The sequence below is a fragment of the Phaeovulum veldkampii DSM 11550 genome, assembly GCF_003034995.1.
Lineage (GTDB): Bacteria > Pseudomonadota > Alphaproteobacteria > Rhodobacterales > Rhodobacteraceae > Phaeovulum > Phaeovulum veldkampii.
This window is the reverse complement of record NZ_PZKF01000002.1, coordinates 100,058-120,169: the sequence shown is the minus strand read 5'-3', so window position 1 is coordinate 120,169 and position 20,112 is coordinate 100,058. Positions and strand designations below refer to the sequence as shown.

20 protein-coding genes are annotated in these 20,112 nt (G+C 65.9%); 12 read left to right on the top strand and 8 right to left on the bottom strand.

Features of this window, described 5'->3' with window-relative positions; genetic code table 11:
- Positions 1-50 precede the first annotated feature (50 nt).
- Positions 51-1,379, bottom strand: coding sequence for an omega-aminotransferase AptA (aptA, locus tag C5F46_RS01485; protein WP_107323593.1), 1,329 nt, complete (start codon positions 1,377-1,379; stop codon positions 51-53).
- 188 nt (positions 1,380-1,567) lie between these two features.
- Here aptA and C5F46_RS01480 point away from each other — a divergent pair, with 188 nt between their 5' ends.
- The 7 genes from C5F46_RS01480 to C5F46_RS01450 all read left to right on the top strand — a co-directional run bounded on the left by C5F46_RS01480 (position 1,568) and on the right by C5F46_RS01450 (position 8,378).
- Positions 1,568-2,185, top strand: coding sequence for a TetR family transcriptional regulator C-terminal domain-containing protein (locus C5F46_RS01480; RefSeq protein WP_107323592.1), 618 nt, complete (start codon positions 1,568-1,570; stop codon positions 2,183-2,185).
- Positions 2,186-2,447: 262 nt separating this feature from the next.
- Complete coding sequence (locus C5F46_RS01475) at positions 2,448-5,318, top strand: monovalent cation/H+ antiporter subunit A (protein ID WP_107323591.1); 2,871 nt, start codon at positions 2,448-2,450, stop codon at positions 5,316-5,318.
- A gap of 1 nt (position 5,319) precedes the next feature.
- A complete protein-coding gene (locus C5F46_RS01470; RefSeq protein ID WP_107323590.1) occupies positions 5,320-5,688 on the top strand; it encodes a Na+/H+ antiporter subunit C in 369 nt (122 codons plus the stop codon).
- The gene (locus tag C5F46_RS01465; protein ID WP_107323589.1) at positions 5,688-7,220 is read left to right on the top strand and encodes a monovalent cation/H+ antiporter subunit D; all 1,533 of its coding nucleotides are present in this window, start codon (positions 5,688-5,690) and stop codon (positions 7,218-7,220) included. The genes C5F46_RS01470 and C5F46_RS01465 overlap by 1 nt, the downstream gene beginning before the upstream one ends.
- Before the next feature lie 3 nt (positions 7,221-7,223).
- The gene (locus C5F46_RS01460; RefSeq protein WP_107323588.1) at positions 7,224-7,715 is read left to right on the top strand and encodes a Na+/H+ antiporter subunit E; all 492 of its coding nucleotides are present in this window, start codon (positions 7,224-7,226) and stop codon (positions 7,713-7,715) included.
- Complete coding sequence (locus C5F46_RS01455; protein WP_107323587.1) at positions 7,712-7,981, top strand: K+/H+ antiporter subunit F; 270 nt, start codon at positions 7,712-7,714, stop codon at positions 7,979-7,981. Before C5F46_RS01460 ends, C5F46_RS01455 begins: the two co-directional genes overlap by 4 nt.
- A 7-nt stretch (positions 7,982-7,988) precedes the next feature.
- Complete coding sequence (locus tag C5F46_RS01450) at positions 7,989-8,378, top strand: Na+/H+ antiporter subunit G (protein WP_107323586.1); 390 nt, start codon at positions 7,989-7,991, stop codon at positions 8,376-8,378.
- Here C5F46_RS01450 and C5F46_RS01445 read toward each other — a convergent pair whose 3' ends face one another.
- Positions 8,379-8,867: a GNAT family N-acetyltransferase gene (locus tag C5F46_RS01445; protein ID WP_107323585.1), complete on the bottom strand. Its 489-nt coding sequence runs from the start codon at positions 8,865-8,867 to the stop codon at positions 8,379-8,381. It lies immediately after the preceding gene.
- Between the two features lie 75 nt (positions 8,868-8,942).
- Here C5F46_RS01445 and C5F46_RS01440 point away from each other — a divergent pair, with 75 nt between their 5' ends.
- Positions 8,943-9,548 carry a flavin reductase family protein gene (locus C5F46_RS01440; protein ID WP_181317723.1) on the top strand — a complete coding sequence of 202 codons (606 nt, stop codon included), beginning with the start codon at positions 8,943-8,945 and terminating at the stop codon, positions 9,546-9,548.
- Here the strand turns inward: C5F46_RS01440 and C5F46_RS01435 are convergent.
- Positions 9,545-10,399, bottom strand: a complete 855-nt coding sequence (locus C5F46_RS01435; protein WP_107323584.1) for a DMT family transporter — start codon at positions 10,397-10,399, stop codon at positions 9,545-9,547. The genes C5F46_RS01440 and C5F46_RS01435 overlap by 4 nt on opposite strands.
- Positions 10,400-10,554: 155 nt before the next feature.
- Here C5F46_RS01435 and C5F46_RS01430 point away from each other — a divergent pair, with 155 nt between their 5' ends.
- Both C5F46_RS01430 and C5F46_RS01425 read left to right on the top strand, forming a co-directional pair.
- Complete coding sequence (locus C5F46_RS01430) at positions 10,555-11,430, top strand: S-methyl-5'-thioadenosine phosphorylase (RefSeq protein WP_107323626.1); 876 nt, start codon at positions 10,555-10,557, stop codon at positions 11,428-11,430.
- Between the two features lie 3 nt (positions 11,431-11,433).
- Positions 11,434-11,964, top strand: coding sequence for an adenine phosphoribosyltransferase (locus tag C5F46_RS01425; RefSeq protein WP_107323583.1), 531 nt, complete (start codon positions 11,434-11,436; stop codon positions 11,962-11,964).
- 18 nt (positions 11,965-11,982) lie between these two features.
- Here the strand turns inward: C5F46_RS01425 and C5F46_RS01420 are convergent, their stop codons facing one another.
- The 4 genes from C5F46_RS01420 to thrC all read right to left on the bottom strand — a co-directional run bounded on the left by C5F46_RS01420 (position 11,983) and on the right by thrC (position 16,686).
- Positions 11,983-13,386, bottom strand: coding sequence for an FAD-binding oxidoreductase (locus C5F46_RS01420; protein WP_107323582.1), 1,404 nt, complete (start codon positions 13,384-13,386; stop codon positions 11,983-11,985).
- A gap of 65 nt (positions 13,387-13,451) precedes the next feature.
- Positions 13,452-14,036, bottom strand: coding sequence for a GNAT family N-acetyltransferase (locus C5F46_RS01415; protein WP_107323581.1), 585 nt, complete (start codon positions 14,034-14,036; stop codon positions 13,452-13,454).
- Positions 14,036-15,298: a M16 family metallopeptidase gene (locus C5F46_RS01410; RefSeq protein ID WP_107323580.1), complete on the bottom strand. Its 1,263-nt coding sequence runs from the start codon at positions 15,296-15,298 to the stop codon at positions 14,036-14,038. The genes C5F46_RS01415 and C5F46_RS01410 overlap by 1 nt, the downstream gene beginning before the upstream one ends.
- On the bottom strand, positions 15,295-16,686 hold the full coding sequence (thrC, locus tag C5F46_RS01405; protein WP_107323579.1) for a threonine synthase: 1,392 nt from the start codon (positions 16,684-16,686) through the stop codon (positions 15,295-15,297). Before thrC ends, C5F46_RS01410 begins: the two co-directional genes overlap by 4 nt.
- Positions 16,687-16,837: 151 nt before the next feature.
- Between thrC and tldD the strand changes: the two genes are divergently transcribed.
- Both tldD and dprA read left to right on the top strand, forming a co-directional pair.
- Positions 16,838-18,259, top strand: a complete 1,422-nt coding sequence (gene tldD / locus C5F46_RS01400; RefSeq protein WP_107323578.1) for a metalloprotease TldD — start codon at positions 16,838-16,840, stop codon at positions 18,257-18,259.
- Between the two features lie 95 nt (positions 18,260-18,354).
- Positions 18,355-19,506 carry a DNA-processing protein DprA gene (gene dprA / locus C5F46_RS01395; RefSeq protein ID WP_107323577.1) on the top strand — a complete coding sequence of 384 codons (1,152 nt, stop codon included), beginning with the start codon at positions 18,355-18,357 and terminating at the stop codon, positions 19,504-19,506.
- 48 nt (positions 19,507-19,554) lie between these two features.
- Here dprA and C5F46_RS01390 read toward each other — a convergent pair whose 3' ends face one another.
- Positions 19,555-20,004, bottom strand: a complete 450-nt coding sequence (locus C5F46_RS01390) for a hypothetical protein (protein ID WP_133618329.1) — start codon at positions 20,002-20,004, stop codon at positions 19,555-19,557.
- Positions 20,005-20,112 lie beyond the last annotated feature (108 nt).

The following is a 20,112-nucleotide window of genomic DNA, read 5'->3' as shown; positions in this document are numbered from 1 at the left end:
CCGACAGCGCTGTCTGCGAAGGACGGCAAGTATCATGCCTGCCTGCCGCCTCACTCCAACCCGTCGAGCACCTCTTTCAGCGTGCCGATCAGTTGGTCGATATGCGGCTTTTCGATGATCAACGGCGGCGACATGGCGATGATGTCGCCGGTGGTGCGGATCAGGATGCCCTTGTCATAGGCTTTCAGGAAGGCGCTGAAAGCGCGTTTGGTCGGCTCGCCCGCGATCGGCTCCAGTTCCACCGCGCCGATCAGGCCCTCGTTGCGGATGTCGATGACATGGCGGGTGCCGCGCAGGCTGTGCAGCGCCTCTTGCCAGTAGGGGGCCATTTCGGCGGCGCGTTCGAAAAGGCCCTCTTCCTTGTAGGTTTCCAGCGTGGCGATGCCCGCGGCGCTGGCAATCGGGTTGCCGGAATAGGTGTAGCCGTGGAACAGTTCGATCAGGTGTTCCGGCCCGGCCATGAAGGCATCGTGCACCTCGGCGGTGGTGATGACCGCGCCCATCGGGATCACGCCGTTGGTCAGGCCCTTGGCGGTGGTCATCATGTCGGGCAGCACGCCGTAATGCTGCGCGGCAAAGGCCGAGCCGAGACGCCCGAAGCCGGTGATGACCTCATCAAAGATCAACAGAATGCCGTGTTTTTTGGTGATCGCGCGCAGCTTTTCCAGGTAGCCCTTGGGCGGCAGCAGAACACCGGTCGAGCCTGCCATCGGCTCCACGATCACGGCGGCGATGGTTTCGGCGCCGTGCAGGGCAACGATCCGCTCCAGCTCGTCGGCCAGATGCGCGCCGTGTTCGGGCTGGCCCTTCGTAAAGGCGTTCTGGCCCGGCAGATGCGTGTGCGGCAGATGATCGACCCCGCCCAGCATGGTGCCGAAGACCTTGCGGTTGGTCACGATCCCGCCCACCGAAATGCCACCAAAGTTGACGCCGTGATAGCCGCGTTCGCGCCCGATCAGCCGGGTGCGCGCCCCCTCGCCGCGGGCGCGGTGGTAGGCAATGGCAATCTTCAGCGCGGTTTCGACCGATTCCGACCCTGAATTGGTGTAGAACACATGTTCCATCCCCTTCGGCGCGATGTCGATAATCCGGTTGGCCAGTTCAAACGCCGCCGGGTGCCCCATCTGGAAGGCGGGGGCGTAATCAAGCTCTGCCGCCTGACGCTGGATCGCCTCGGTAATCCTGGGGCGGCAATGGCCCGCGTTGCAGCACCACAGCCCTGCGGTGCCGTCCAGCACCTGACGACCGTCGGCCGTTGTATAATGCATGTCTTTCGCGGCCACGAACATGCGCGGGGCCTTTTTGAATTGCCGGTTCGCGGTGAATGGCATCCAGAAGGCGTTAAGGTCGTTCGGCGTCGCTTTGCGGTCAAGCGCCATGACGGGTCTCCCTGTGCCCGCCGGTCCGGCATCCGGTGCGCCCGGCCGGGGCTTTGTGCTGATTGTCTGACCGGATGGTCAGACAAACGCTAGCAGAGCGTGCCCGCCAGTCAAGGACGCCGGGCCTTGTGTGCATTGCACGGGGCGCAACCCTGTCCTAAAGGGCAGGTAATGAGGAGAGATCGCCCGTGACCAAACCCGCACCACGCCCGAAAACCCGCATCCAGCGCCGCAACACCGGGGCGATCCTTGAGGCTGCTCTGGAGGTGTTTTCTGCCCAGGGCTTCCGCGGCGCGACGCTGGACCAGATCGCCGAGGTGGCGGGGCTGTCAAAGCCCAACCTGCTGTATTACTTCGCCTCGAAAGAGGCGATCCATCTGGAGGTGCTGACCGGCCTGATGGACACCTGGCTGGCGCCCTTGCGCGCGCTGGATGCCGCGGGCGACCCGATGGAGGAAATCCTCGGCTATGTCCGGCGCAAACTGGAGATGAGCCGCGACCTGCCGCGCGAAAGCCGGCTGTTCGCCAATGAGATCTTGCAAGGCGCGCCCCGGATGCAGCCCGCGCTGGCGGGCGATCTGAAGGCGCTGGTCGATGAAAAGGCTGCCGTCATCCGCGGCTGGGCCGAGGCAGGCCGGATCGCGCCGGTCGATCCGCATCACCTTGTCTTTTCGATCTGGGCGCTGACGCAGCACTACGCCGATTTCGATGTGCAGGTGCGCGCCGTTCTGGGCGAAGGCCACGACCCGTTCGCCGAGGCAGAACCGTATCTGGAAACCCTGTTTCGCAAGCTGCTGGCCGTCTGAAGGTTGACTGTCCGACCGGGGTTGGCCGCGCTGTGCCAAGCGGCGCCCCCTCGCCCATGCGCCCGGCCAGGGCCTGTCGCCGCCCTGCGCCGATGGCCCGAGCGCCCGCCAGGTTTGCAGGCTTTTTTGGCAGGCTCCTCCCAAAACGCGCAATTTCAGCGGCCTGCCCAGAACAATTGCCACAGTTTCCGGCGCCGGAACGGTTGTTATTACGGAAAGTAACACTTTATTCGATCGGGGAAGACACGAAAGAAGGTTTGCCGTGACGGATGAAAACAGCGTTCTGCTAATCATCGTGCTGTTGCCGTTCATCGGCGCGCTGCTGCCGGGCGTGATGATCCGCGGCGGACGCACGGTTTGTGCCACCTTCACTTCACTGCCGACGGCGCTTGCGCTGCTGCTGCTGTTGCTGCTGGCCCCCGCGGTGATGCGCGGCGAAACCGTGCATGCCAGTCTGGAATGGCTGCCGCAACTGGGGCTTTCGGCCTCGTTCTTTCTGGACGGGTTGGGGCTACTGTTTGCGGGCATGATTCTGGGCATGGGGCTGCTGATCACGCTCTATGCGCGGTTCTACCTTTCGGGCGATGACCCGATGGGCGTTTTCTACACCTATCTGCTGTTGTTTCAGGGCGCGATGCTGGGCATTGTCTTGTCAGACAACATCCTGCTTTTGCTGATTTTCTGGGAACTGACCTCGCTGTCGTCGTTTCTGCTGATCGGATTTTGGAGCCATCTGCCCGAAGGCCGCCAGGGCGCGCGCATGGCGCTGGTCGTGACCGGGGCAGGCGGGCTTGCGATGATCGCGGGGATGCTGATCCTTGGGGATATCGCGGGCAGCTATCAGATCTCGGAAATCCTGATGGCGGGCGATGCGATCCGCGCGTCAGAGTGGTATCTGCCCGCGTTGATCCTGATTTTGCTGGGCGCTTTCACCAAATCGGCGCAATTCCCGTTCCACTTCTGGCTGCCGCATGCGATGGCCGCGCCAACGCCGGTTTCTGCCTATCTGCACTCCGCCACGATGGTAAAGGCGGGCGTGTTCCTGATGGCGCGAATGTGGCCCGTTCTGGCGGGCACCGATGCCTGGTTTTACATCGTGGCAACCACGGGCCTTGTCACCATGGTGCTGGGCGCGCTGATCGCGCTTTTCAAGGATGACCTGAAGGCGCTGCTTGCGTTTTCGACGGTAAGCCATCTGGGGCTGCTGACCATGCTGCTGGGGCTGGGCACGCCCTTTGCCGCAGTCGTGGCGGTGTTTCACATCATCAACCACCTGACCTTCAAGGCCGCGCTTTTCATGATCGCGGGCATCGTGGATCACGAGGCGCACACCCGCGATATCAAACGCCTTGGCGGGCTGCGGCGCCTGATGCCGGTGACTTTCGTGATCGGCACCATCACGGCGCTGTCGATGGCCGGAATTCCGCTGTTCAACGGTTTCCTGTCCAAAGAGATGATGCTCGACGCCGCACAGCAGACCGAATGGGCGGGCAGCCAGTTTGCCGTGCCGGTTCTGGCCACGATCGGGGCGCTGCTGTCGGTCGCCTATTCGCTGCGCTTCATCGGCCATGTTTTCCTTGGCCCGGTGCGCAGCGATTATCCTTCAACGCCGCATGACCCGGCGTTTGGCATGTGGGCCGCACCGGCGCTGCTGGCAACCCTTGTGGTGCTGATCGGCATCTTGCCCGTGGTCATTGTCGGACCGCTTGTCGCGGTGGCGGGCGCGGCAGTGATAGGTGGCGAGCCGCTGCCCCATTATTCGCTCAAGATCTGGCACGGGGTGAACCCTGCGCTTGTGATGTCGGTCATCGCGGTCGGTGGCGGGCTTGTGCTTCTTGCCCTGCACAGCCGTCTGGACCGGATCTGGAACGCCCTGCCCCGGCCCGAGGCCAAGGCGATCTTCGACGCGCTGGTGGATGGCATGGCCGCGCTGTCGCGTGACCTGATAGAACGCAGCCACAATGGCGCGATCAGCCGCTACCTTGCCATTCTGTTTGCCGCCACGGTGGCGCTTGGGCTCGTGGCCTTTGCCGGGGGCAGCATGGGCCTGCCCAGCCGCGCCCTGCTGCCGGTGGCGCCGCCGGTGGTGGTGGGCTGGGTGTTGCTGATCGCCGCGGCGCTGTTTGTCGTCGTGATGCACCGTCACCGCTTTCTGGCGCTGGTCGTGATCGGGGTCATCGGCCTGATGATTTCGGTCGGGTTCGCCTATCTGTCGGCGCCCGACCTTGCGCTGACCCAGATCTCGGTTGAAACGGTCACGATCATGCTTTTGCTGCTTGCGCTGCACTTCCTGCCCAAGACCAGCCCAAAGGAAAGCTCCACGCTGCTGCGGTTGCGCGACGCTGGCATCGCGATCGCCGCAGGGCTGAGCGTGGCGAGCCTTGCCTATGCGTTCATGCTGCGCGACGTCAGCACCATTTCGGGCTATCACCTTGCCAATTCCTACGAAGGCGGCGGCGGAACGAACGTTGTGAACGTGATCCTTGTCGATTTCAGGGGGTATGACACCTATGGCGAAATCATCGTGCTGGGCATTGCCGGGCTGGTGATCTTTGCGCTGATGGAGGCGCTGCTGAAGGGCCCGGCGGCCCAGCGACTGCGCACCACCGATTTGTCAGACAACCGCTCGCGCGACCGGCATCCGCTGATGATGGTCGTCGCCACGCGGGTGATGATGCCGATTGCGGTGATGGTGGGCATCTACATCTTCCTGCGCGGCCACAACCAGCCGGGGGGCGGGTTCGTTGCCGGGCTGGTGATCTCGATCGCGCTGTTGATGCAATACATGGCGTCGGGCTTTGCCTGGGCGCAATTGCGTCAGCGCGTGGAATACCATGCGATGATCGGATGGGGCGTGGTGATTGCGGGCCTGACCGGCGCGGGCGCGTGGCTTGCGGGCAAACCGTTCCTGACCAGCGCCTTTGGGTATGTGCATCTGCCCCCTATCGAGGAGTTCGAACTGGCAACAGCCATGATATTTGATCTTGGGGTCTTTCTTGCGGTGCTCGGCGCGGTGATGCTGATGCTTTACAGCCTCTCGCGGATCGCGCGATCGGCACGCGAGCCGGTAAATGCAGAGCCGATGGATTACGACCCCACCGCACGCGGCAAAGCCACGCGAAAGGACACCTGAAATGGAATTCGTTGTCGCCAGTTCCATAGGGGTGTTGACCGCAGGCGGTGTCTATCTGATCCTTCGGCTCAGGGCGTTTCCGGTCATTCTTGGGCTTACCCTGCTGTCTTATGCGGTGAACCTGTTTCTGTTCGCCTCGGGGCGGCTTGCCATCAACATGCCGCCGATCCTGTCGAAATACGGCGCGGCCGCTTATACCGACCCGCTGCCCCAAGCGCTGGTGCTGACCGCGATCGTGATTTCCTTCGGGATGACGGCGGTTCTGGTGATGATCGCCCTCGCCGCCTTTCTCGAAGCGGAGACGGATACGGTCAACCTTGACCGTCCCGGCAACGCGGATGCCCCCGCCAAAGAGGGGAACAGCGCATGATGAGCCACTGGATCATCGTTCCCGTCATCCTGCCTGCGCTGCTGGCGCCGATCATCGGCTTTGTCATGCGCCACGACATCACGATGGCGCGGATCGCCTCGCTTGCGGGCAGCACCGCGCTTTTCGCGGTTGCCATCGGCCTTACGATGACCGCGGCGGGCGGCGAAACCCAGGTCTACCGGTTGGGCGACTGGCCCGCGCCCTTCGGAATCGTGCTGGTGCTTGACCGACTGGCAGCCCTCATGGTGCTGCTGACATCCACGCTGGGTCTTGTCGTTCTGATCCATGCGGTGGCTACAGGCTGGGACAGGCGCGGGCACCATTTCCACGCCCTGTTTCAGTTCCAGATGATGGGCATCTGTGGCGCGTTCCTGACCGGCGACGTGTTCAACCTCTTCGTGTTCTTCGAGGTGCTGCTGATCGCCTCTTACGGGCTGATGATCCATGGCGGGGGGCGCGACCGGATGCGGGCGGGCCTGCAATATGTGGTGATCAACCTGGCCGGATCGACCCTGTTCCTGTTTGCCCTTGGCGTGCTTTATGCCAGCGTCGGCACCCTGAACATGGCCGATATCGCCCTGCGCCTGCAACAGATGCCGCAAGAGAACACCGCGCTGATCCGGGTTGCGGCGATGCTTTTGATGATCGTCTTTGCAATCAAGGCCGCGATCTTTCCGATGCATTTCTGGCTGTCGGCTACCTATGCCAACGCCCCGGCGCCGATCGCGGCGCTGTTTGCCATCATGACCAAGGTGGGCGCCTATGCGATCATCCGGGTCCATACCATCTCGTTCGGGCCGGGCATTGGGGCCACGCAGGACATCGGGTCCAGCTGGCTGTTTCCGGCCGCCGTCGTCACCATTGCGATAGGCGCGATAGGCGTGCTCGGAGCGCGGCAATTGCTGCCGCTGGTTGCCTTTTCGGTGATCGGCTCGATGGGCACGCTGATGATCGCCGTGGCGGCCTTCACCCCGCAGGCGACGGCTGCCGCGCTTTACTATCTTGTGCATTCGACCTTTGCGGCGGCGGCGCTGTTCCTGTTGGCCGATCTGGTTCTGGCGCGTCGGGCCGATCAAACGCTGGCGCCGCGCCTTGCCACGGCAAACAACGGCCTGTTCGCCGCCCTGTTCTTTGCCGCCGCCATCGGCATGGCAGGCATGCCGCCGCTCAGCGGTTTTCCTGGCAAGTTGCTAGTGCTTGACGCGCTTCGGATGCCTGGACAGATCGTCTGGGCCTGGGGCGCGGTGCTGACAGGCTCGCTTCTGACGATTGTCGGCTTGACGCGCGCGGGTAGCCTGCTGTTCTGGAAGAACGCGGCATCGGGCGACGCAGCCGCGACCACGCCGGGGCGCAATGACCACGGGCCGATCGGGGTGCCTGAGGTTGCACCAACCGTGATCATGCTGGCCATTCTGGCGGGGCTGACGGTTTTTGCCGGCCCCGTCATGGGCTATGTCGAGGCGACATCGGCACAGATCTACGACCGGCCCGGATATATCGCCTCGGTTCTTGGAACGGAAATGGAGGGCTGATCCTTGCTTGCGCGCCTCATCCCCCACCCGATGCTGAGCGTCACGCTGACGCTTGTCTGGCTGGCCCTGGTCAACACGGTGACGCTGGGCAATCTGTTGCTGGGCAGTGCGCTGGGGATCGTCATTCCGATGATCACCGCCCCCTACTGGCCTAACCGGCCGACGCTGCGAAAACCCCTTGCCGTTGCCGAATTCGTGCTGGTCGTATTCTGGGATATCATTGTGGCCAATATTCAGGTTGCCGCGATCATCCTGTTCCGCAGGCGGGCAGACATACACTCGCAATGGGTGACTGTTCCGCTTGACCTGACCTCTCCCGAGGCGATCACCGCGCTTGGCGGCACGATCACGATGACGCCGGGAACCGTTGCCGTGACGCTGTCGGCCGACGCGGGCAGCATGCTTGTGCACTGCCTGCACACCGACGACCCCGACGGGCTGCGCGACAGCATCAAGACCCGTTATGAAAGGCGCCTGAAGGAGATATTCGAATGATATCGGTTGCACTGACATTCGCGTTCGGATGCTATGCGATCAGCCTGTTGTTCAACCTCTGGCGCATCGCGCGCGGACCTGACGTCGCCGACCGTATCCTTGCGCTGGACACAATGGTGATCAACGTCATCGCGCTGCTGATCCTGTTTGGCATCCTCAAGGGCACCCCGATCTATTACGAGGTCTCGATGCTGCTTGCGATGGTCGGCTTCGTCTCCACCGTGGCCTATTGCAGGTTCATCCTGCGCGGCGACATCATCGAGTAGCGCACCCATGGCCTTGTTCACCGATATTCTGATCAGCTTCTTCCTTGTCATCAGCGGAGTGTTCGGGCTGGTCGGCTCGTTCGGGCTGGTGAAGTTGCACGGCTCCATGCAGCGGCTTCATGCCCCGACCAAAGCGGCGGCGCTGGGGGTGGGCGGGGTGCTGATCGCATCCATGCTGTATTTCCTGCTGGTTGAGGGCAGCTTTTCCTTCCACGAATTGCTGATCACCCTGTTCGTGTTTCTGACCGCACCGATCACCGCCAGCTTTATCGCCAAGGCGTTCATGGTCGGGAACCTGCGCCCCGAGGATCTGCCGGAAACCGGGGGCGCCTATGGCTGGGCCGTTTACGACGACCCACCTGCGCAAGACCAGCACAAGGATGGCGGCGAAAAATAACTAGTCGTCGGCCTTGGTGACCTCGCCCGCCACATCCGCCCATGCGCCGGGGATCAGGTCCAGCCCCAGCACCCGGTCGGGGTTCGTCGGCGGCGGCATCACCACGCCGGGCAGTTTGGCAAAGCCAAAGCGCGAATAATAGGGTGCGTCGCCCACCAGCAGAACGCGGGTCCAGCCCAACCGCCGCGCCTCGGCAAGGCTTTCATGTATCAGCAGACCGCCCAGTCCCTCGCCCTGATGGGTCGGGTGCACCGCGACCGGCCCCAGCAGCAGCGCGGGCTGGCCACCCACCTTGACCGGCCAGTAGCGGATCACCGCAACCAGCGTTCCGCCACCGTCGCGCAGCACCAGACACAGCGCCGCCACCGGCGCCACGCCATCGCGCAGCCGGTAGGACGACAGCGCGGTGCGGCCCGGCGCAAAGCAAAGGTCGTAAAGCGCCTCCACCTCCCACCAGTCGGCCTCGGTCTCTTCCTCCAGCTGATACATGCCCGGCCCCCGAATCCCCTTGAATGCGCCCCTAACATGCGGGCAGGTCTGGGGCAAATCCTCGAAAGGCGCCCCATGTTCTACCGACCCGATGCGGGCCACGGCCTGCCCCACAACCCGTTCAACGCCATCGTGGCCCCGCGCCCGATCGGCTGGATTTCAACGCGCGGTGCCTTGGGCGACAATCTGGCGCCCTATTCCTTTTTCAATGCGGTTGCCTACACGCCGCCGCAGGTGATGTTTGCCTCGACCTCGGCCAAGCCCGACCGGGGCGACACCAAGGACAGTCTGGCCAATATCCGCGAAACCCGCGTCTTTTGCGTGAACATCGTTGACTTTGCCGCCCGCGACGCGATGAACGCCAGTTCCTTGGCGGCCCCCGCGGAGGTGGATGAATTTGCGCTTGCGGGCGTGGCCCGCGCCGATTGCGAAACGATCGACTGCCCGCGCGTGGCCACCGCCCCCGCCAGCCTTGAATGCCGCCTGACGCAGGTGGTGGCGCTGAAGGGCGCATCGAATTTTCTGGTGCTGGGCGAGGTGACGGGGGTGCATATCCGCCCCGACTGCCTGCACGAAGGCCGCGTGGCCCTTCCGCCCTCGGGGCTGCTGGCGCGGATGGGCTATCAGGATTATGCCCGCATCACAGGCGTTTTCCAGATGCCGCGACCTGGCGAGGGCTAACGCCGCCGCCCCTGCACCAGCGTATAAAGCCCCGAGCCGATGATGATGGCCGACCCGGCCAGCGTGGCCGCATCGGGGCGTTCGGCGAAAACCGCCATGCCCAGCGCCAGCGCAAAGACCAGACGGGTGTAGCGGAACGGGGTGATGACCGACACCTCACCAATCCGCATCGCCGCCGTCAGTCCGTAATAGGCTGCCACCCCGAACAGCGTGGCCAATGCCAGATCGCGCGTGGTGGCGGCATCGGGCACCACCCAGCCCCCCGTCACCGCCAACATCGCCGCCCCGGTGGGGATCAGCATGAAAAAGCCATAGATGCCCAGTTGAACATTCGACAAAACCGGCGGCGCCGCGCGGGTCGCCAGATCGCGGCCGGCAAAGCCCAACATCCCCAGCACCGCCCAAAGCGAGGCCAGTTCAAACCCCTCCAGCCCCGGCCGCAGGATGATCAGCACGCCCGCAAACCCCACAAGGATGGCGGCCCAGCGCCGCCAACCCACGGTTTCACCGAAAAACAGCGCGGCACCCGCCACCACCACCAGCGGCGTCGCCTGCAAGATCGCCGAGGCGCTGGACAACGGCGTGAAGGCCAGCGCCAGCGTATAACCCAGCCGCCCCGCAACCTCGGACATCGCGCGCAGAAGGATCGGGCGGCTGAGGATCGCGGGATGCAGAACCCGCTCGCCCCGCCGCAGCGCCAGTGCGATGAAGGCCGCCATCCCCGCCAGCCCGAACAGGATCAGGATCTCGCCGACGGGCAGGCTGCGCGCGGCGGATTTGATGAACATGTCCTCCAGCGCGAAACCGGCCATCGCCGCCACCATCAGCACGCTACCGCGAAGATTTCCCAAGATGCGCTCTCCCCTGAACCTCCCTGTCTTAGCGCGGCCCGCGGCCGAGGGAAACGCTCTGGCGGGTTGATTTGCCACAGTCCCCGCGCCCTTGCCCCCTTTTCTGCGCCCGGCGCGCGCCCTAATCTGCCGCCCGGACTGGAATGGAGACGAACATGGAAACCATGATCGGGGTGATCGGCGGCTCGGGCCTCTATGAGATTGCGGGGCTTGAGGATGCGCGCTGGCAGGCGGTGGACACGCCCTGGGGCACGCCCTCGGACGAAATCCTGACGGGGCGGCTGAACGGCGTGAAAATGGCGTTCCTGCCGCGCCACGGCCGCGGCCATGTGCATAGCCCCACCACTGTTCCCTATCGCGCCAATATCGACGCGCTCAAACGCCTTGGCGTGACCGATGTGATCGCCGTTTCCGCCTGCGGGTCGTTCCGCGAGGAATATGCGCCGGGGCATTTCCTGATCGTCGATCAGTATATCGACCGCACCTTTGCGCGCGAAAAGTCGTTCTTCGGCACCGGCTGCGTGGCCCATGTCAGCGTGGCGCACCCCACCTGCGCACGCCTGTCCGATGTCTGCTATCAGGCCGCGCAGGACAGCGGCATCACCGCGCACCGCGGCGGCACCTATCTGACGATGGAAGGCCCGCAGTTTTCCACCTTGGCGGAATCGCGGCTTTACCGCGACGTCTGGGGCTGCGACGTGATCGGCATGACCGGCATGCCCGAGGCGAAACTGGCCCGCGAGGCCGAGCTGTGCTATGCCTCGGTCGCGATGATCACCGATTACGATTGCTGGCACCCCGACCATGACGCGGTGGAGGTGACGCAGATCATCGCCACCCTGACCCAGAACGCCGACAACGCCCGCAGCCTTGTGGCGCGACTGCCCGCGATGCTGGGCGCGACCCGCGCCCCCTGCCCGCAGGGCTGCGACCGCGCCCTCGATACCGCGATCATGACCGCACCGGCAAAGCGTGACCCCGCCGTTCTGGCAAAACTCGACGCGGTCGCGGGCCGCGTTCTGAAAGGCTGACCGATGAAAACCGTCAAGGACTATATCCGCACCATCGCCGACTTCCCGCATGAAGGGATCATGTTCCGCGATGTGACCACGCTGTTTGCAGACCCGCGCGGGTTTCGCATGGCGATCGACCAGCTTTTGCACCCCTATGCCGGCGCGCGGATCGACAAGGTCGTGGGGCTTGAGGCGCGCGGCTTCATCCTGGGCGGGGCCATTGCGCATCAGTTGACCGTGGGCTTTGTGCCAATCCGCAAGAAGGGCAAGCTGCCCGGCGCCACGATCAGCCAGGCCTACAAGCTGGAATATGGCGAGGCAGTGATGGAAATTCACGACGATGCGCTGAAACCGGGCGAAAAGGTGCTGATCGTCGATGACCTGCTGGCCACGGGCGGCACCTGCGAGGCCGGGATCAAGCTGGTCCAACGGCTGGGCGCCGAGGTGGTCGGCTGCACCTTCATCGTCGATCTGCCGGAACTGGGCGGTCGCAGGCTGCTGGAACGTCAGGGCGTCCCCGTCAACGTCCTGTGCGAATTCGACGGGGCTTAGGCCTCGCCCGGCGCGGGGTCAGCCGATCACCGCGCCGGGGTTCAGAATGCCCAGCGGGTCAAGCGCCGCCTTGATCGCCCGCATCGCCGCCAGCTTGCCGGGGTCGGCATAGCGCTCCAGATCGGCGCGCTTGATCCGGCCTACGCCATGTTCGGCCGAAACCGACCCGCCGAAGGCATCCACGATCCCGTGCACACACGCCTTGATCGGGCCGCGCAGGTGTTCATACTCGGCGCGGCTGCGGCCCTTGGCGGGAAAGACGTTGTAGTGCAGGTTGCCGTCGCCCACATGGCCAAAGCAGTTCACCCGCATGTCGCCCAGCGCCGCCAGCGCCGGGCCGGCGCGGTCGATAAAGGCAGGCAGGTCCGACAGCGGCACCGAAATGTCGTGGCTCGAGATCGAGCCGATCCGCCGGTTCGCCTCGGGCAGGCTTTCCCGCAGCCGCCAGAACGCCGCGCGCTGCGCCGCGCCCTGCGCGATCACGCCATCGCAGACAAGGCCCCGCTTGGCCCCGGCCTCAAACAGCCCCGCCAGCGCCACCTGCGGGTCGATCCCTTCGGGCAGACCCACCTCGATCAGCACAGACCACTCGCGGCGCGTGACAAAGGGCTGACGCACTTTCGGCATGACCTCCTCCAGAAAGGCAAGCCCCTGCCGGTGGATCAGCTCAAAGGCCGACACACAGCCCGCCATCCGCGCCTCGGCCAGCGCCAGCAGCTCCAGCGCTGCGGCGGGCGAGGCCACCGCCAGCATCGCCGTGCCCTCTGCTGCCGGGCGCGGAAACAGCCGCAGGCTGGCGGCCGTAATCACCCCCAGCGTGCCTTCCGACCCCACCAGCAGCCCGCGCAGATCATAGCCTGTATTGTCCTTGCGCAGCCGTTTAAGCCCGCGCAGGATCGTGCCATCGGCCAGCACCGCCTCCAGCCCCAGGCACAGATCGCGCGCATTGCCATAGCGCAGCACGTTCACGCCCCCTGCATTGGTCGCCAGACAGCCGCCGATCCGGGCTGATCCCTGGCTTGCCAGCGTCAGCGGAAACACCCGCCCCACCTCGGCCGCCGCCTCCTGCACGGCCTGCAGCGTCATCCCCGCCTCGACGATGGCCACATTGCCCACCGGGTCCACCGCCCGCAGCGCAGCCATACGTTCCAGCGACAGGGTCACCGGCGCAGACCCCTCGGTCAGCACCTGCCCCCCAACCAGCCCGGTGCCGCCGCCATAGGGCACCACCCCCACTCGCGCCGCCGAACAGGCGCGCAGCAGTGCCGCAACCTCCTCCACCGTGCGGGGCCGCACCAAAAGCCCAGCCACACCGGCAAGCCGGCCGCGCGGCTCCTCCAGATAGGCCGCGCCCGCAGGCACCGCCTCAAGCCCCAGCGCCCCCAGCCGCGCCGCAAACTCTGCATCTGCCGGGTTCAGCATTCCCCATTCCCCTTCATCTTGGCCCAAATATCCCGGGGGGTCCGGGGGGCAGCGCCCCCCGGCCTTCAGCCGATATCGGTGCGCCCGCGCCTGTCGGCCCGCAGGTTGGAATACAGTACATGGTTGCGCCAGCGTCCGTTGATCTGCAGATAGCTTTGCGCCACGCCCTCATATTTGAACCCCGATTTCTCCAGCACCCCGCGCGAGGCCGCGTTTTCCGGCAGGCAGGCGGCCTCGATCCGGCTCAGATCCAGCACGGTGAAGGCATGGTGCACCACGGCGCGAATAGCCTCGCGCATGTAGCCTTGGCGGGCGTGGGGCGCCCCCACCCAATAGCCCAGCGTCCCGGCCTGCGCAGGACCGCGGCGGATGTTGTCCAGCGTGATCGCACCCAGCAGAACCTCATCCTCGCGCCGGATCAGAAACAAGGGCAGCGCCGTGCCAGAGCTTTCGGCGCGGGCCGACCAATAGACACGATTGGCAAAGCCCTTGCGGGTCAGATGATCGGGCGCCCAGCCCGGCTCCCACGGCACCAGAAAGTCGCGGCTGTCCAGCCGCAGCGCAGCCCATTCGGCATGGTCGGCGTGGCGCGGCAGACGCAGCGTCATCCGCTCCGTCTCGATCCGCAGCTTGCGCCGCCGCCCCAGCATCAGGCGGCAAGCCGGCGGCGCAGATCGCGCAAGCCGGGCGCTGCCGTCACCGGGCCGTAAAGCGCCAGCGCCGATTGCGCCGAACCTGCCAGACGCTGCGCATAGTCGCGCACGATGGGGGTGGTGACCGCCTCGATCTTGGCGGTGGCCTCCTCGATGCCGATCACCCGGCCCCAGATCGCCAGATTGCGGGCCATCCGCTCGGCCCGGCTGGACGGGCTTTCCAGCCCCATCAACATGCCCGCCTTCATCTGCGCGCGGGCGCGGGCAACCTCGGCCTCGGTCATGTCCTCGGCCGAGCGTTTCAATTCGTCGATGGTCAGCCCGCACAATTCGTCGATTTCCTCGGCCGAAGTGCCCGCATAGATCGTGATCATGCCGGTATCCTCATAGGCCCCGGCCTGCGCAAAGATCGAATAACACAGCCCCCGCTCTTCGCGGATCTTCTGGAACAGCCGGCTCGACATGCCGCCGCCCAGCGCGGTGGTATAGACCTGCGCGGTGTAAAGATCAGCGTCGCGGTAGCCCGGCCCTTCCAGCGCCAGCGCGAAATGCACCTGCTCCAGATCCTTGACCTCGCGCCGTTCGACCCCGTGCCAGCGGGCGGGCTGGATACCGCGTTCACCCACCGGCTTCAGCGCGCCAAAGATCGCCTCGGCCTGCCGCACGATGGCGTCATGATCGACCGCCCCCGCCGCCGACAGGATCATCTGGTCCGGCCCGTAATGCTCGGCCACGAAGCCCGCCAGATCGGCCCGGTCAAAGGCCGAAACCTGCTCGGCCGGCCCCAGAATGGTGCGGCCCATCGCCTGATCGGGATAGGCTGCCTCTTGCAGCCAGTCAAAGATGATGTCGTCGGGCGTATCCAGCGCCTGCCCGATTTCCTGCAAGATCACATGGCGTTCGACCTCGATCTCGCGCGCGTCAAAAACCGGGTTCAGCACGATGTCGGAAATGACATCCAGCGCAAGGGCCACATCGGCCTCCAGCACGCGGGCGTAATAGGCCGTCATCTCGCGCGAGGTGTAGGCGTTGATATAGCCGCCCACATCCTCGATTTCCTCGGCGATCTGCAAGGCCGTGCGGCGCGCCGTGCCCTTGAAGGCCATGTGTTCCAGAAAATGCGCGATGCCGTTCTGTTCGGCCCGTTCGTGCCGTCCGCCCGCCGTGACCCAGATCCCGACCGAGGCCGAGGCAAGCCCCGGCATCCGTTCGGTCACGATCCTGAGGCCATTGGGCAGCGTGGTCAGGTTGATGGTCAACGGCGGCGCCTTTCCTGAATCAGCGCCTCAAGCGCCTGCAAATCGTTGGGAACACGGGTCATGCGTTCGGGCCGGTCGAACAGATCGGCCATGCGGGGCGGCAGCGCGGGGCGGATGCCGGTTGCCGTTTCCACCGCATCGGGGAATTTCGCCGGGTGCGCGGTGGCCAGCGTCACCATCGGCACCGGGGCGGCGACATGTTCGCCCGCCACCTTCACACCCACGGCGGAATGCGGGCACAGCAATTCGCCCGAGGCGGCGAGTTCCATGGCGATGGTCGAAATCGTCTCACCCTCGGAACAGCGCCCCGAGGTATAGGTCTCGCGCAGGGCCTGCAAGGCCCCCTGCGACACCGCAAAGCCGCCCTTCGTCTTCAACTCGTCCATCAGTTGCGCCACCGCCGCGCCGTCGCGGCCATAGGCCATGAACAGCGCGCGTTCAAAGTTCGAGGACACCTGAATATCCATCGACGGGCTGATCGAGGCGCGCACGCCATCGGTTTCATAGCGCCCCGTGGTCAGGCAACGGTGCAGAATGTCGTTCTGGTTGGTAGCGATCACCAGCGTCTCGATCGGCAGGCCCATCTGCTGCGCGATGTAGCCTGCGAAGATGTCGCCGAAATTGCCGGTGGGCACGGTGAAGGCCACCCGGCGATGCGGCGCGCCCAGCGCCACGGCAGCGGTGAAATAATACACCACCTGCGCCAGCACCCGCGCCCAGTTGATCGAGTTCACCCCCGCCAGCCCCACTTCATCGCGGAAGGCAAAGTCGTTGAACATGTCCTTCACGCGGGCCTGACAATCGTCAAAGTCGCCCTCCAGCGCCAGCGCATGCACGTTGGCCTCGGTGGGCGTGGTCATCTGCCGGCGCTGCACGTCCGACACGCGGCCATGTGGGAACAGGATGAACACATCCACATTGTCCAGCCCGCGGAACGCCTCGATCGCGGCCGATCCGGTATCGCCCGAGGTGGCGCCGACGATGGTGATGTGGCGGCCTTCGCGCGCCAACGCGATCTGGAACAACTGCCCGATGATCTGCATGGCGAAATCCTTGAACGCCAGCGTCGGGCCGTGGAACAGCTCCAGCAAAAAATGCCCCGGCGCAAGCTGCTTGAGCGGCGCGCGGGCGGCATGGCCAAAGCCCGCATAGGCGCGGGCGATGGCGCCCTTCAATTCGTCATCGCCAAAGGTGTCGCCGGTGAAGGGGCGCATCACGCGAAAGGCCACCTCCTCATAGGGCAGACCGGCCAGGGCCGCGATGTCGGCGGGCGCAAGGGTCGGGATCGTTTCGGGCACATAAAGCCCGCCGTCTCGGGCTAGCCCCGTCAGCATCGCCTCGCCAAAGGAAAGCACCGGGGCCTGCCCCCGGGTCGAAACATAGCGCATGAAACCGCCCCCAGATCGTTCGGGCCGTGATACGCCAGCCCGGCGGCGCTGTCATCCCTTCCGCATCTGAAATTCCGCGTGAGGGGCGGGCGTTGTCATTCTGCCCCGCACGGCCATATTGTAAATGATGCCCCGCCGCAAAGGATGCCCGATGGATACCCCCCGCTTTTCGCCTTTCGACACGCTGATCGACCGCGACCGCGCGCTGGCCACGTTGCGCGGCGCACTGGCGGGGGCCGAGGATGGCGAGTTGTATCTGGAACGCCGCCGGTCAGAATCGATCCTGCTGGATGACGGGCGGATCAGGAACGCCTCTTACGACGCATCCGAAGGCTTCGGGCTGCGCGCGGTGCGGGGCGAGGTGGCGGGCTATGCCCATGCCACCGAGATTTCCGAAGCCGCGCTGACACGGGCCGCCGAAACCGCGCGCCTTGCGGTGGGTGCGGGTGGCGGCGTGATGGCCCCGCCCCCCGCCGGCACCAACCGCCATCTGTATACCGACGCCGACCCGATGGCCGACGCCCCCTTTGCCGCCAAAATCGACCTTCTGCGCGAGATCGACGCCTTTACACGCGCGCTTGATCCGCGGGTGGTGCAGGTTTCGGCTTCGCTGGCCGCCAGCCTGCAAGAGGTATTCATCCTGCGCCCCGAGGGCGGGCTGGTGCGGGACATCCGGCCGATGGCGCGGATCAATGTCTCGGTCATCGTCGAGGAAAACGGTCGCCGCGAATCGGGCAGCAATGGCGGCGGCGGGCGGCATGGGCTGGCGCAGCTTATGGCGCCCGACACATGGCAGGCCGCCGCGCGCGAGGCGTTGCGGGTGGCGCAGGTGAATCTGGGCGCCGAGCCCGCGCCCGCGGGCCAGATGGATGTGGTGCTGGGCGCGGGCTGGCCCGGCATCCTGCTGCACGAGGCGGTGGGCCATGGGCTGGAGGGGGATTTCAACCGCAAGAAGACATCGGCCTTTTCCGGGCTGATGGGTCAGCGCGTGGCCGCCCCCGGCGTGACGGTGGTCGATGACGGCACGATCCCCGACCGGCGCGGCTCGATCAGCGTGGATGACGAGGGCACGGCCTCGGGGCGGACCGTGCTGATCGAGAACGGCATCCTTGTGGGCTATATGCAGGACCGCCAGAACGCGCGCCTGATGGGTGTGGCCCCCACCGGCAACGGGCGGCGCGAAAGCTATGCACATATCCCGATGCCACGGATGACCAACACGATCATGCTGGGCGGCGATGCCGACCCCGCGGGCATTGTGGCCAGCCTGAAAGACGGCATCTATGCCGTGGGCTTTGGCGGCGGGCAGGTCGATATCACCAATGGCAAGTTCGTGTTTTCCTGCACCGAGGCCTACCGCGTGAAAAACGGCGTGATCGGCGCGCCGGTCAAGGGCGCCACGCTGATCGGCGACGGCCCCACCGCAATGCGGCAGGTGCGCGCGATCGGCAACGACATGGCGCTTGACCCCGGCATCGGCAATTGCGGCAAGGCGGGCCAGTGGGTGCCGGTGGGGGTAGGCCAGCCGACGCTGATGATCGGCGGGCTGACGGTGGGCGGCTCGGCCACCTGAGGGCGCAACGCCAGCAGCGCACCAGACCGGATCGCGTAAACGAGTTGTTAACCTTGCGCGCGTAAAAAGAGGGGGCGGATGCGGCGGAGGATCGGATGACCAAGGGTTTGTTTTCTTGCCCCATCCTCCTCCCCCCCCCAACGTCGGAAGAAGACGACCTGTCGGTCCTTCGCCTCATCCGTTCTCGCCGCGTGGGCGCCACCACCTATCACCGGCTGATCGCCGAGCACGGCTCGGCCAGCGCGGCGCTGGCCGCATTGCCCCAGGTGGCGCGCGCGGCGGGCGTGGCCGATTACACCCCCTGCCCCGAACCCGTGGCGCTGGCCGAAATGCGGGCGGCGCGCAAAGCGGGCGCGCGGATGCTGCGCATCGCGCAGCCCGGCTATCCCGCGGCACTGGCCGACCTGCCCGATGCGCCGCCGGTCTTGTGGGCGCTGGGCGATCCGGGCCTGATGATGCGCCCGATGGTGGCGCTGGTGGGGGCGCGCAACGCCTCGTCGCTGGGTCAGCGGATGGCGCGCAAACTGGCCGAGGGGTTGGGGGCGGCGGGTTTTGTGGTGGTGTCGGGGCTGGCGCGCGGGGTCGATGCGGCGGCCCATGCGGCGGCCTTGCCCACCGGCACGGTGGCGGTGCAGGCGGGCGGGGTGGATGTGATCTACCCCGCCGAAAACGCGGCGCTTGCGGTCGCAATTGCCGGCCATGGCCTGCGCGTGTCGGAACAGCCGCCGGGGCTTGATCCGCAAGCGCGGCATTTTCCGATGCGTAACCGGATCATAGCCGGGTTGGTGCGCGCGGTGGTGGTGGTCGAGGCGGCGGCACGGTCGGGCAGCCTGATCACGGCGCAGATGGCGCTTGATCAGGGGCGCGAGGTGTTGGCTGTGCCGGGCCATCCGCTGGATGCGCGGGCATCGGGCTGCAATGCGCTGATCCGCGACGGTGCGGTTCTGGTGCGCGGGGCCGAGGATGTGCTGGCGGTGCTGGGCCAACCCGCACCGGCCCCCGACAAATCCGCAGCAGCAGCCCCCGCCCCTACAGCGCCCGCCATCGGCGCTGCGGCACCGCCACGCCCGGCGAGCGATCTGCACCGCCATATCCTTGACCGGCTTGGCCCCAGCCCGCTGGCCGAAGATCAGCTGATCCGCGATCTGGCGCTGCCCGCGGCGACCGTGGCGCCTCACCTTCTGGCGCTGGAGATGGAAGGTCTGATCCTGCGCCAACCCGGCGGCCTGCTGGCCCGCACAGTCTGACCCCGCAGTCTGACCCCGCAGTCTGGCCTGCCGCGCGATTGCGCGTTGCTAGCGGCAATATTCCGGGATCAGCGCGCCGAACTCGGCACAGATCGGTTCCCAGGCAAACCACGGATCGGTGGCCCCGATTGCCCAGTGCAGCGCCACCCATGTGCGCCCCGAGCGAACATAGAACGCCTCGATATGCGCGATATCGGCAATTTCGGGGGCAAACTCGCCGCGCGCTACCATCGGGCTGCGCGCCACGTCGATCACTCCGCCGCCGGGGCGCTGCGCCACCAGCATCGCCACCGCCCGGTCGCCCCGCACCCTCAGATCGTTGACCACAAACTCGACCGGGGCGCCCAGCATCCATTCGGCATGGGGGCGGATCGCATCCATCAGATCGGCACGCAACTCACTGCCGCGAGCGGGCGCCTCCCAGCCCTGCGCCAAGCCCGGCGCCGCGACCGGCGCCAGCATGAAACCCAACCCGATCTGCCTGACCCACTGCCGCATCCTGCCCCCCAGCCGCGCCATCTGGCCAACCGCACCGGCCCACGTCAAGCATCATGGCCCGGCCCAAGGCGCATTGACAATGCCCCCGCCTGCCCCCCATGTTCCCCG

What these genes read in the sequence shown, in the direction of transcription:
- aptA (WP_107323593.1), bottom strand. Translation starts at nt 1,379, where the DNA reads ATGGCGCTTGACCGCAAAGCGACGCCGAACGACCTTAACGCCTTCTGG.
- C5F46_RS01470 (WP_107323590.1), top strand. Translation starts at nt 5,320, where the DNA reads ATGGAATTCGTTGTCGCCAGTTCCATAGGGGTGTTGACCGCAGGCGGT.
- C5F46_RS01465 (WP_107323589.1), top strand. Translation starts at nt 5,688, where the DNA reads ATGAGCCACTGGATCATCGTTCCCGTCATCCTGCCTGCGCTGCTGGCG.
- C5F46_RS01455 (WP_107323587.1), top strand. Translation starts at nt 7,712, where the DNA reads ATGATATCGGTTGCACTGACATTCGCGTTCGGATGCTATGCGATCAGC.
- C5F46_RS01450 (WP_107323586.1), top strand. Translation starts at nt 7,989, where the DNA reads ATGGCCTTGTTCACCGATATTCTGATCAGCTTCTTCCTTGTCATCAGC.
- C5F46_RS01445 (WP_107323585.1), bottom strand. Translation starts at nt 8,867, where the DNA reads ATGTATCAGCTGGAGGAAGAGACCGAGGCCGACTGGTGGGAGGTGGAG.
- C5F46_RS01440 (WP_181317723.1), top strand. Translation starts at nt 8,943, where the DNA reads ATGTTCTACCGACCCGATGCGGGCCACGGCCTGCCCCACAACCCGTTC.
- C5F46_RS01430 (WP_107323626.1), top strand. Translation starts at nt 10,555, where the DNA reads ATGGAAACCATGATCGGGGTGATCGGCGGCTCGGGCCTCTATGAGATT.
- C5F46_RS01425 (WP_107323583.1), top strand. Translation starts at nt 11,434, where the DNA reads ATGAAAACCGTCAAGGACTATATCCGCACCATCGCCGACTTCCCGCAT.
- C5F46_RS01420 (WP_107323582.1), bottom strand. Translation starts at nt 13,386, where the DNA reads ATGCTGAACCCGGCAGATGCAGAGTTTGCGGCGCGGCTGGGGGCGCTG.
- C5F46_RS01415 (WP_107323581.1), bottom strand. Translation starts at nt 14,036, where the DNA reads ATGCTGGGGCGGCGGCGCAAGCTGCGGATCGAGACGGAGCGGATGACG.
- thrC (WP_107323579.1), bottom strand. Translation starts at nt 16,686, where the DNA reads ATGCGCTATGTTTCGACCCGGGGGCAGGCCCCGGTGCTTTCCTTTGGC.
- tldD (WP_107323578.1), top strand. Translation starts at nt 16,838, where the DNA reads ATGGATACCCCCCGCTTTTCGCCTTTCGACACGCTGATCGACCGCGAC.
- dprA (WP_107323577.1), top strand. Translation starts at nt 18,355, where the DNA reads ATGACCAAGGGTTTGTTTTCTTGCCCCATCCTCCTCCCCCCCCCAACG.
- C5F46_RS01390 (WP_133618329.1), bottom strand. Translation starts at nt 20,004, where the DNA reads ATGCGGCAGTGGGTCAGGCAGATCGGGTTGGGTTTCATGCTGGCGCCG.